At 55.8% G+C, this 12,305-nt stretch carries 6 protein-coding genes; 2 read left to right on the forward strand and 4 right to left on the reverse strand.

Features of this window, described 5'->3' with window-relative positions; all coding sequences use genetic code 11:
- Positions 1–341 precede the first annotated feature (341 nt).
- Positions 342–1,280, forward strand: coding sequence for a DNA adenine methylase (locus Pla52nx_RS28820; RefSeq protein ID WP_146521407.1), 939 nt, complete (start codon positions 342–344; stop codon positions 1,278–1,280).
- 1,200 nt (positions 1,281–2,480) lie between these two features.
- Here the strand turns inward: Pla52nx_RS28820 and Pla52nx_RS28825 are convergent.
- Positions 2,481–2,606, reverse strand: a complete 126-nt coding sequence (locus Pla52nx_RS28825) for a hypothetical protein (RefSeq protein ID WP_261344262.1) — start codon at positions 2,604–2,606, stop codon at positions 2,481–2,483.
- Between Pla52nx_RS28825 and Pla52nx_RS28830 the strand changes: the two genes are divergently transcribed.
- The gene (locus Pla52nx_RS28830; RefSeq protein WP_146521408.1) at positions 2,595–2,978 is read left to right on the forward strand and encodes a hypothetical protein; all 384 of its coding nucleotides are present in this window, start codon (positions 2,595–2,597) and stop codon (positions 2,976–2,978) included. The genes Pla52nx_RS28825 and Pla52nx_RS28830 overlap by 12 nt on opposite strands.
- A gap of 697 nt (positions 2,979–3,675) precedes the next feature.
- Here Pla52nx_RS28830 and Pla52nx_RS28835 read toward each other — a convergent pair.
- The 3 genes from Pla52nx_RS28835 to Pla52nx_RS28845 form a co-directional block, all read right to left on the reverse strand.
- Positions 3,676–4,896 carry a hypothetical protein gene (locus tag Pla52nx_RS28835; RefSeq protein ID WP_146521409.1) on the reverse strand — a complete coding sequence of 407 codons (1,221 nt, stop codon included), beginning with the start codon at positions 4,894–4,896 and terminating at the stop codon, positions 3,676–3,678.
- Between the two features lie 396 nt (positions 4,897–5,292).
- A complete protein-coding gene (locus tag Pla52nx_RS28840) occupies positions 5,293–9,339 on the reverse strand; it encodes a cadherin-like domain-containing protein (protein WP_146521410.1) in 4,047 nt (1,348 codons plus the stop codon).
- A 253-nt stretch (positions 9,340–9,592) separates the two neighbouring features.
- Entirely contained in the window at positions 9,593–12,211 is a 2,619-nt protein-coding gene (locus Pla52nx_RS28845; RefSeq protein WP_231742220.1) for a dockerin type I domain-containing protein, read from the reverse strand.
- Positions 12,212–12,305: the final 94 nt, after the last annotated feature.

The following is a 12,305-nucleotide window of genomic DNA, read 5'->3' on the forward strand; positions in this document are numbered from 1 at the left end:
CGCCACGATTGGTTCGGCCGGACCCAAGCGGACCGCTGGCCGCCTGCGGTGAACAGCACCAATGCTAACCATAGCGTTCCTTATCAGTCACCTGCAAACCACAGTTTCGCGTTTGGATCCCGCACCGGTGCCTCACCAGCGAGTGGACGCTCCTGTCCTGCTCGCGTCCATTCGTGTGGTTGTCGGCAATACGTCTGCACAGACGCCATTGACGCGAAACCATATCAGACGTCGGGCTGTTCCTTCAGCCTGACCAAGGGAACTGGCTCAGAAGCCTGCAGACCGATATGCTCTCTGTTTTCCCGAAACACCCAAGATCCAATTCCCACCTCAGCTGATTCATGAAGAACCTGACCCAACCTCTCAAATGGCACGGCGGCAAGTACTATCTGCGGAAGTGGATCATCGGCTTGATGCCGCCCCACCTGCACTACGTCGAGCCCTTCTTTGGTGGCGGTGGGATCCTGTTGGCCCGTGACCCCAATCGTGATTGGATGGCGACCGACAAAAAGAAATTGCCTGCGGCCGATCAAGGCAGCAGTGAAGTCGTCAATGACCTCCACGGCAACCTGATCAATTTCTGGAGAGTCCTGCAAAACAAGAAACAATTCGAGGAGTTCCGACAACGGATCGAGTTGACGCCGTTTAGCGAAGCAGAATTCGAGAAGGCATTGGAACTGTCACTGGACACAGATGCGGTGAGCAGCGAGTCTCCCGTCGAGCGTGCGGTCCAGTTCTTCATTCTGGCTCGACAGTCACGCCAAGGACTGATGAAGGACTTTGCCACCCTGTCGCGAAATCGCACACGGAGCCGAATGAACGAACAAGTCTCCGCATGGCTCAATGTGGTCGAAGGTTTGCCCGACGTGCACCAACGCTTGCGCAACATCGTGATCCTGAACCAACCTGCCACCAAAGTCATCCGCAAACAAGATGGCCCTAAGACGCTGTTCTACTGCGACCCGCCCTACGTCCACGAGTCTCGCAGCACCACCGGTGAGTACGAGTTCGAGATGACGCTTGAGCAGCATGAAGAATTGCTGGAAACACTGGCGGGCATCCAGGGTAAGTTCATGCTCAGTGGATACCCCAGCGAACTGTACACCAAATGGGAAAAAGAACAGGGCTGGAAACGCCACGACTATCTGATCGACAACAAAGCCGCCGCCGGGAAGGTCAAAGAGAAAAAAACGGAATGTCTGTGGTGCAATTTCGATGCACCTGCGCCACGGACCGCTCCGCCGGAAGAGACCAAAGAATTCACCCTTAAGATGGACTGATCCGTGGGTGAGCTTCGCTGGGGTCAGGCCTTGCATTGGGTTTTCGACGGTGATAGATTCGACAGCCGTCTGATCCTCCTCCGCTCCAGAGTTGACCATGCCTCGGGAGCGCACAAAGGGGAAGGGGGTAGTTAACGTGTCATGACCGCGACGCACACGAAGTGTGTCGCAATCTTCGGGCACGATGCCGCCATACTTGGCTGCCAGGCGTTGGACCGGAGACCATTCAATCGGCAACGCCGATGGCGGCGGTCATGGACGCCGCCGCTGAAGTTAGCCCGGCGACAGTAAGTGTTACCGGCCTTTTTGATGTCGCATTTTTGGCCGAATTGAGACTGGGTTCATTTTTGGTTCTCTTGAGAGGTGCGTGGCCGAATTGTTGCGAAGATTGGAGAGACCTCTCGACGGCGCTTCTTCAACCAATTCTCTTGGGATGGCCTTGGCCGAATTGAGATCGGATGGTTTCATTGACCAGAAGTGACTCATTGTTCACGGTCTACGTAAGATGGATTTTTTGCTTCCGCCGGGCTTGCCCCGGTTCGGAGCAACAACTGGCAGCTACCCGGTAGCACAAACGCATTCACCTCCCCACCGCCCGCGAATCGCCAAAGGCGATTCGCGGGCGGTGGGGAGGTTTTGTTGGCTTGAGCAGGTAGCCGTCAGTTGTTTCCTCCGCCGAGACAAGCTCGACGGAAGGAGCTTCGAATCAGAGAAAGCAGGATCGAATCATGGGTGGATGTTGGAAATGGGAGGAGTGAAGTTGGTAGTTGGCTTTTCGTGCGCGAAGTCGCTTGGGATGGATGCGTGTTGGGTGAAGCAACGTTTCAGCGCTCAGCCCCCTCATCCCCAGAAAAGCTGGGGGAGAAGTGGACGAGTGGTGCGGATTGTGGTTCGTGCCCCACGACTAGACGCGGCTGATATGCGCAGACTGTTTTCGTGCCAATCCGCGCAAGTCGTTTCGTGCAAACGTATTGCGATGACCGTATTAAGTCGCGTGAATAATCCGCGCCGAGCGGCTTGTTGATTTAGTCCGTGTTGGGGATTTAATGACTGTAGGATGGGCATTCTTGCCCGTCTGTGTACTGAATGTCGGCCAAGAGTGGCCAACCTACGACTAAATCAACAAACCGCTAGCGCCTGAGGCTCACGAGGCATCGAGGTGCGGATTGTGGCACGAGACCCACGGCTAGCGCCTGAGGCTCACGAGGTTTCTTTCCTTCGCATCATGCCGTTGGCCACGGCGTCCAGCAGGCGGGCCTTACCGACCCGGCGGCCACCTTCGTAGACGATCACGACGCCATCGCGATGACGTTCGTGACGCAACACGATCTTTCGGCCACGCAGGCGGATCAAGAACTGATCACGGACCCGGCGAAAGAAGCGTTCGATCTTTCCCTTGCCTGGACAGGCGACAGGGAGATACCGGCAGCGGGCAGCTTTGTCGGCGATCCAAACGCTGAAAGTTTTTCCGCAGCCGTTGGTGTTTCCACGATTGCTGCAAAAGATGCGTATCGCTCGGATGGATTTGTGCGTGAAATTCTGCTCGTCGTAGCCTTTGTGGACGCCGTGTCAATTCAACGTCCCGGTGTGCTTGCCGTGTGGACAGGGGGAACATTTGAGCAAGGCGAGCTGTTGGTCGCGTTGTATTGTCGAAGCAAAAATCCATCGTGTCACCATGGCTCCCCCGAGTTCGCATGAGAAGAACAGTGGGCGAGAAAGGCCACCCATGTGCCCTCCCATTTACGTGCAACGCGTTTGAAAAGGGGCGAGGTAGCGGCGGGGTACGATAAGATTTTTTGAAAAGCGGGGTGCGAGGTGCAGGCTGCGAGGGCGGGAGAAAGTGTACCGAATTCACGGTCTAAGAATTACGCTAAAATACGACCACATTCCGGCCCAAAAAAGGCGAGAACTACGAGCGCATCGAGGCCGGTAACACCTATCCACTGCAAAAACGTATGTAACGATGGGATTCAACGGAGCGGCGATGGCCGCCGTTTTGGCTGTGGTGGAGACGCTCACCGCCGACCGCATATCGCCTGCTGTTAGGTGGACAGAAGAATGACCAAGGACGGACTCGCTGTTTACCTCTCATTGCCTTGGTGCTCGGATGTGTGTCGCCTCATGTGATCCGCAATCACCGAATCAGTCGAGATCTTGCCAATGTCAATTCACTACGGAAAGAAAACGTGACGGGAAAGAAACGCGTGGCTCGATCATACGACGTGAAGCGTAGGCGGCCGGGTCTTGCACCCCGTCGAGCATTCTTTTCAGTGCGTAAAACCCATGCCCTGACAACCAGCGGCCCGACGACCTGTGGCTCAGAATCATGACAGCGTCAAACGTTCTGAAACGCGACTATTTTGAGCTGAACGTGCTCTGACGCGTCGTGGCTCGCTCAAGGACCAAACGTGATGAACATCGCGGGTTGAGTTCGCTTGGCGGGCTTGTCCTTTGCGATCGGTTGTTCGACGGGCTGCACCACGGGCTCCAAGTCTCGTTGCCGTTGGGTCAGACGGGGCGTCGTCGGAATTGTGATTCGAACGGCTCTGAGCCGAGCGATTTCCTGATCGATCCGCGTGCCCAGTTGACGTACAAGGCCGTCGCAGACAGAACCCAGCGTGACTTGAAAGCTGCCCAATGACGCGAGTTGTTGCTCAAGCTCCTGCAACCCCTTGGGGGACTGGATTTCCAGGTTCATCTTGCCAAGAATCGGTTGCAAGATTCCGTCGGCCAACTTCTCCAGCGGCTTCAAAACCACGTTCATGACTTCACCTGGCTTCTCCAGAATCTGACGGATCGTGAAGCTCACCGACTTCTTGGAGAACGGGATCTTGATCGTCAATCGCTTCCCGATCGCTTGGTCCAATTTCGCGACCATTTCCTCCGGCGTACGCATCTTGCGATCCATGTCGTTCAACGAGTTGCCTACCGTTCGAAACTTAGAGGCGTATTGATTCAGCGATTGTAATTTGTACCCCACACCATCCATCTGCTGGCGGGTTTGACGAACAGCGTTGAGTGTGACAGAGGTCGCCTGTCGCAACGTTTGTGCTGTCGACTCAAGTACTTGGCGAGTGAATTGCGTGTGCTGTGCGACCTGAGCGGCTTGATCCAGTTGCGTCATTTTTTCGTCGATGTCTCGTTTGAGCCCGCGGAGCTTGTGCTCGGCGCCGGCGAGAGACTGTTCCAGATCCTGCAAGCGTTTTTGGGTGGGACGAAGCACTTCTTGTTCACAGCGGTCCGTCTTGAGGCGCAGGCTGTGGAGTTGAGTTTGAATGCGTTGCAGGTTTTTCGAGAGCGTCCGTGCAACCGTGCGTACCTTGGGGACCGATGCATAAGGCTTGAGCCTGTCAATCAGCTTGACCAAACGTTTGTCCATCGCGTTGATCGCCTTGGTCACGTCGATCGACTGATCCACGCTCTTTCGTGCACTGCGAGTGGCTTCACGAAGCTGAACGGCCATCTGAATCGTCCGATCGCACTCGGATTTCAGTCCGGCGAGATCTCGGTAAACGGCGGCGGTCTGTGGCAGGCTGCCGGGGATGCCGGCAAAAACCGACGAGCAAAGCAGACAGCAGACGGTCAAGGCGACGGGTGCTATGAAGGAGCGGATCATCGGAAAGTCTCGTGTTTTCGTGTTCAATCCAGCCAGCTCGAGCCGGCTTCACGAGAACATGCGTGAGATCTGCCGTGTCCCCTTAACAAAAAGAAAAAAGTCTGCGCAGATCAGCCGCCACGCGATAGCGTCCGGTTCCGCCACGATTGGGTGTGCGCACAGAACCGGGGGCTATCGCCCGGCGGCTCAGGGCCTATGGCACCACCCAGCGTTTGATAACGCAACCAGCCTAAGCGGATGACGCTCTCTATCTCGCTGCGGCTAATGAATAATCCAGACCTCACAGTTTCCTTTTCGTTAGGTCATGCTAATCAACATGCGGGACACTGGGCAAACAAAAAACGCCGATGCGTTGGCATCGGCGTTTCATGTTTCGTGTTCTAGAACGAACTCGTATTACATCCCGGCGAGCAGTTGATCCACTGCGTTGCGGTAGTTCGCGAACTCTTGTTCAATCAATTCATCGACGTCGGTGGCGAAGTCGAAATCTTCCATGCCACCGAAGAAGCGGACGGCACTGCCGTTTTGATTGAGAACGAACTTGGTTTCATCCAAGCGTGCGGTCTTCACCGTGCCATCCATCTCGACGATGGTCAGCAAGGCTGCGTCCTGGGCCGCATTAAGCGTCAGCTCAGCAAAGCGAATCCCCTCGTAGCCTTCCCCGGCCACAAACAGGGTCTGATTTCCGCTGGCGTCCAAGCTGACCGAACCGCCTTCGCGGCCACCGTCGCTGATCGCACTAGTGGGGATGTTGGCTCGCAGATAGGGCAATGCCAAGATGTCCAGATTTTGCATCGAACCTTGGAATCCGAGGGCACCAATCGACACGCCGCTGGCGTTTTGACCACCTGATCCACCGATGACCACTTGGCTGCTGGTGCTGCCCACGATCATCACTGACTCGGGGCTCTCAACGGACACCGTGTACGTTCCCGGCGGCAGGTTGGTGAATTCATAATGTCCATCCAGATCGCTGAGCACGGTCAGGTTGATCGCAGCACCGCTATCGTTTGACGTGGGGGCCGAGAACAGAGTGACAACCACTCCCGAGAGACCCGACTCGTCTGCGTCTTTCACGCCATTGCGGAACGGTGTCCCGCCGGCGATGACTTCGTGCAGATTCTCGATGTGATCGATGTAGAGGTCACCGGAGATCGTCGATCCGGGCACGCCTGTCTCGTTTGCACCGGTGATCGTGATAGTGGCCGTTTGAGCCACGCTACCGCCGTTGCCATCAACGACGTTGTAACTGATCGTGATCACACTGGTCTCGCCGGCGAACAATGCGTTGTAGGCGTTTGGATTGATGTTCACGTTGTTGCCATTGACCACCACGCCTGACGTGTCGCCGGTCGTGGTGACGTTGGCGACGGACAGTGTGTCGCCATCCGGGTCGGATGCCCCGGTCAACAATGAAAGAACAACCGAGGCGTCATCCTCGCTAAGTGTTCGGGTGATCGGAGCCGCAACAACCGGTGGGTTGTTCGTGGACACTTCGTCTCGACCGTCGATGGTGACGGTTACCGTCTGGCTGACATTGCCACCGTTTCCATCGGTCACCGTGTATGTTGCTGTAACGGTAGCTTGTTGTCCTTGATTCAACGAACCGTAGGCCGACGGTGTGATGGTGAGGATGTTGCCATTGACGGCAGCACCTGCGGTGTTGCCGGTCAAATTCACCGGGGCGACCACGTTGAGAGTATCACCATCTGGGTCGGAGACGTTCTCTCGCAGATCAACTGTAAAGGAACCAGCGTCCTCGTTGGTCGTACGAGTGATCACACCGGAGGTAACGGGAGGATTGTTCGTGCCGACTTCGTCTCGACCTTGGATCGTGATGTTGGCGGTCTGAGCAACACTGCCGCCGTTGCCGTCGATGATGGTGTAGCTGACAACGATGTTGGCTTGCTGACCTTGGTTGAGCGAATCGTAGGCGGCGGGATTCACATTGATCGTGGTTCCCGTCACGCTGACGCCGCTCATCGTATCGCTAGTGATCGAAACGCCGGTCACGTTGAGTACGTCACTCGTGTCCACGTCGGAAGCACCGGTCAACATCGGGACGGTGGTCGCCGCATCGTTTTCGGTCAGCGTTCGCGTGATGACTCCCGTGACCGTCGGTGCGTCATTCACGCCCGTGATGGTAACGGTCACGGACGTGGCAACGTTGCCGCCGTTACCGTCTGAGATCGAGTAATCGTAGATCGCCTGTGCAGACTCGGATGCCGCAAGTGAGTTGTAAGCAGATGGAGTCACATTGAGACGATTGTTCACCGCATCAAACGTGATCCCCGAGGCATCTCCTCCGGTTCGAAGCACTGGTGTCGACGCACTGAGCGTGTCACCGTCGGGGTCAGAGGCATTGGCCAGCAGATTGACGGTGCCGTTGGCATCGTCTTCGGTAAAGGCTCCAGTGACCGGACCGGTCACCACGGGCGGGTTGTTGTTGACGACATCGGTGATACCGGTGATCGTCACGGTCGCACTGGTGTTAGCCGTCAAGCTGCCGTCTGTAATCTGGTAGGTGTACGAGACAATGGATTGCTGTCCAGTATTCAGAGCCCCCTGAGCCTGAGGCGTGATGTTCAACCGGTTATTGGCCGCGTCGAAGGTGATCCCGTCAGCGGTTCCGGAGATGACGTTCACCGTCGGGGTTCCAACGACACTCAGTGTGTCACCTTCGGCATCCGTCGCATTGACCAACAAGTTGAGGAAGGTCGGCTGATCGTCCTCTGTACGCGTGATCGTGGCCGGACCAGAGACCGTTGGTGCGGTGTTTTGAGTCACACCCGTGATCGTGACCGTCGCGGTCTGACTGATCGGCTGGTTGACGCTGTCGCTGATCTGATAGGTGAAGGTAATGACCTCTGATTCACCGTTGTTCAAGCTGGCGTAGGCAGCGGGATTCACCGTCACGGTCGTTCCGTTGACAGTGATGCCTGCCGGGCTGGCTGGATTGGAAACCAGATTCAAAACGGTCAAGGCATCGCCTTCTGGGTCCGATGCACCCTCCAGCAAATCAACAACCTGATTGCCGGCGTTCTCTGAAAAGCTCTTGGTGACGGCACCGGTGACGGTCGGCGGATTGTTCACCGCGCCAGGAGACACAAACGTCACCGAAGCGTCTTCGTCGACCAGGATCATGTCCGCCGGAACTTCTCCTCCACCAAACACCAGCAGATTCTCCAGGCTTTCACCTGGGTTGACATCGGCCACCAAGCTCTGACCGGCTGGAATCGCTTGAGTCAAGATGACGGGCAAGCTGAACGCATCGAACGGCAAGTTCAATTGGCCATCGTTGGACAACTCAGGAATACCGCCACCACCCGATGGGATTCGACCAAGGCCACCGACTTCATCGAATCCGGTGGTCGAGTCAAATGAACCATCTGGCAACGTGTTGTAGAACGGCGAGTTGTTGTTGAACGTACGGCTGAGGAAGTCAATGCTGTTGATGAACAACGCCTTCTGAACCGCTGCACTGGAGTCGGTCGGCGACAGCTCGACAAAGCTGTAGGTCACAGCCGTGTTGAAATTCTGATTGACGATCAAGTCCGGCACGTCGTCGTTACCAAACGCATCGTCGGTGTACTGAATGATGACTCGGAAACCGTCACCATTTGTTCCGAAGGCTTCCGTGTTGACGGTGAATTGATTCGCGGTGTACCCCAACTCCACCAACGCATTGCGAATCGCTGTGTTCGGATTACCAAAAACAAAATCGTTGGCAGTCACGGTTGCCGTCGGACCACCGGTCTCCAGTTGGATGGTAAAGTCTCCCGAAGTCACGTTGGCCAACTCGTCGCCAAATCGCAACTCCTGTGCTTCCTTCAGGAAAGGCTGCAAGTTTCCGCCGGAACTGACACCGATGTCGACAAACATCTGGAACACGCCAAGACGTTCGGAGAAACGACGCAAGTCGTTGTAGCTGATCTCCAACTTAAACGGTTCGTTCAAATTGATTTCGCTACCGACCTCGATCGCACCGCTGGAGTCCGTGTCGAGTTCCTGATCGTTTAACGTCAATGCCCGCAATTGCAGTTCAACGATCTCGCCAATCTGCTCACCAGCGGCCAAAGCATCGATGACGTTCAACGCATCCAAAGCTGTGATGCGATTGTCCGAGTTGACATCACCCATCACCCCGGAGTAGCCGTCGCCGATCAGAGCGCCCAACTGACCCGCTTTGGAATCTTCCGCCAGTCGATTGACCACCGCCAATGCATCCGCTGCGGTGATCTGGAAATCCTGATTGACGTCGTACCGGTCAATGTAATTGTGAGCGGCGAGATAGCTGCCGACATCGCCGGCTAACAACTCTCGCTTCTCTAACGCTTGAGTGGTCAGGCGACGCGATTGGGTGACGCGTTGCGGCTTCGTTGTCGGACGCGATGAGGCGCGGAGCAGTCGGGGACGACGAAGCAAGTGACGCAGATTTTTCATCTGTTATCCCGGTATGATGCAGTAGAACGTGGGGTTGCCGGTGGCGTTCAGTATGGAGCTGCGGAAGAGAACACACCCCTCCGGTAGGGGACGAAGAGGATCCGTCTGAACGACATTCAGCCTCACCATCCTGAGTAGTGGCCCTATCTTATCTCATCCGCCCGGTTTATCAACATTTCAGGCGGTATCAGTTTTCAGGTTCGCGTTGTTCGGCCCTTTAGACCGGTTAATCGTTGTAAAGTTCCGAGAATTCCTAAGGATTTGGACGAATCTCAGTGACGATTTCGCGGCCCAAAAACCCCGAAATTTCAACGCCAAAATTGTTTTTTTCGAATTTCTCGAACGTTAATTCAGATTCGCGACGGTTGCCCCTCGGCTCGTTGTGAACCTGAGAATCGGTATCGGTTGCCAACAAGGGATTACTTTTGATGCTTTGTGCAGGACCCGCAGAGTTGAACATTCTCGCATCTGAATCGGACGCACCAGGCCCCCAAACCTCCCAATTTGACTCATGTGTCAATACATCTTCAGTGATCTGACGCCGTACGGCTGTGTTTTCGGGAATGCTCAAGAACCCAGCCGGCAATTCGCCTTCGCCTTCGGAGTCTCGCGAATCCTGCAGAGCGTTCACGACCAGCAACGCATCCAGCGCCGAGACTCGACCGTCGTTATTGACATCCACTGCAACGCCAGTGGCCTCATCGGCTCCTAGAATCCGTGCACCGCCGCCGGCGGCCAAGTCATTGATGATGTTCAAGGCATCCAAAGCCGTGACGATCTGGTCACCATTGACGTCTTCGGGGGTCTGGGTGTTGTGCCGAGGACTATCGACGCGCGTCGCACCTGCGGCGACGATATTGACAGCACCTTGCTGCACCTGAACGGCAACCGGTCCGGCTGGCCATTGATGAATCAAGTTCTCGGCTGTCAGCTCGGCCAAGTATTCCCCGTCGGGCAGACCGATGCCGTGCCAAGCGCCGAATGCATCGGTGACAAACGTGTGATCAAATCCAAAATCCACGGACGTCAACACAATTTCGGTCTGAGCGTGACCCATCACACGCACGCTGGCGATTCGGCCATCGGGATCATCAAAACGCAACGCACCCGTCTGTCCAGCCAAAACGATATCGCTTGTGCGTCGACCCAAGGAGACACCATTGCTGTCAAAGGCTTCGACTCTTGCGTAGCTGCCATCCTTCATCGCATAGCTACCGGTCGCTAATCCGGTGAAGTGAACTTCAAAGAATCCTACACTTTCGTCGAACGAAACGTCCAGCGTTTGAAACTGCGACCAGCGGTCGACGAAGCCGTTTCGTTGCCCGTCAAAGGCTTGAAAGGATCGTATCCCAGGCACGGTCGGCGAAGGAAAAACTCCGACGCGACCATCGAGCGTCACGCCGTCCGCTGAGAAACTGGCACCCGCGATCGGTTGTGACAACTCGATATCCGCCAAGTCCTCCGCATGGACAGAACCACCGAAAAGCGGACTTCCGTCGGCCGCGAGCAACGTCACCTGCGTGGCACTCAAAAGCGATTCGCCGGCGTCACGTTGACCACTTCCGTCTGTGTCCTCGAATACAAATCCTCCCAGGCCACTTGTAAAGGCGTGTTCATCCTCGGCCGCCGAGATGACTTCGCTGGTGACCTGCGATGAGCGATCGATGGCACGCCACTGGATAGTGGAAAATGGCGTCGTGATCGGAACAACCAAATCAAAAGTGACGTGTTGCTCGCCAAAAACTTGGGCCGTGACCCAGACGCCCTCATCGAGGCGATACTGAATCTCGCTGATTTCATTCAGAGTGATATCGCTTTGGATGCCCGATGAGTTGAGATTCCGCAGGGGAACCGCGCTGGCGGACCCGGTCAGATGGTATTGCGATTGCGATGCGTCAAAATACCCGACCGCCTCCCAATCCAAGGGCACATCCAGCACATCAAAGATGCCGTCGCCATCGCTATCCTGCCATCCAACCGTTGCCAATGTTACTTCGGGGGAAACCATGGCATCAAAGGCATCCGAAGCGATGGTGCCACTGCGCATGATGCTCAGCTCATGGACAAATCCTGGTGTGGGATTGTTAGCCGCATTGAGGTTTTGAGTGTTGTAGTATCCACGTGTAGCGGTCCAACTGGCCCCCCCGGGATACTCGTCGTGAGCCCAGAAAATATGTCCCATTTCATGAGCAAAGGTACTCGCCTCCCGCGTCGAGGGGCTGATCATGTAGAAACCACCGGCGAACGCGAATGCTCCCGAAAAAGCACCACCGCCTTCGAAAAATCCATCGCCATCATTGGACGAATCCACGACAAAGATCGTAAATGCCCAATCGGCATCGTATCGCTGGCGTTGTTGATCGTTGAAAATCTGTACGGCGCGTTCGATCGAAGGCGCATCGTCGAAATCCCGCTCGATCAAAAAGTCGGCGACATAATCCGAATAACGATGGCTGGGATTGGCGATCGGCTCGATTCCCGTCTCAAAGGGATCTCGTGCGTAGGTGTCGTCAATGATGAACTCGAGTGAATGCACCGTGTTTTGGGCATCCAGAAAATCGCTCCACCAGTTCACACCGTCGGAGATCTTTGCAAGCACTTCGCCGATCTCATCTTCGGTCTCATTGACCGTCCAGTCTTCCGTGCTCGGCTCGACCGAACCGTCCGACTCAAAAAAGACCGGGGTAACGACGACTTTTCCTAGCAGGAACTCGGCCGTATTGAGCGGCGTGACGCCGATGGAGTCCGCTGCCATCATCTGACGGCTCTCCAGACGCTCGGCGGCAAGACCGCGACGAACCTTGGGAGCTGAACGCAGCTTGCCCAAGGATTCTCTGCGACCTGTCGCTTTGCGATTACCTGGACGCCACATCACGATTTACGACTCCACAAACACGAGAAAAGCAGAACGGTCACGCCAGGCGACACGATCCGAGCATCGCTTAGATGCGTTTCGGACGAAAGTG

Origin of the sequence: Stieleria varia, from assembly GCF_038443385.1 — a bacterium.
Taxonomy (GTDB): Bacteria; Planctomycetota; Planctomycetia; order Pirellulales; family Pirellulaceae; genus Stieleria; species Stieleria varia.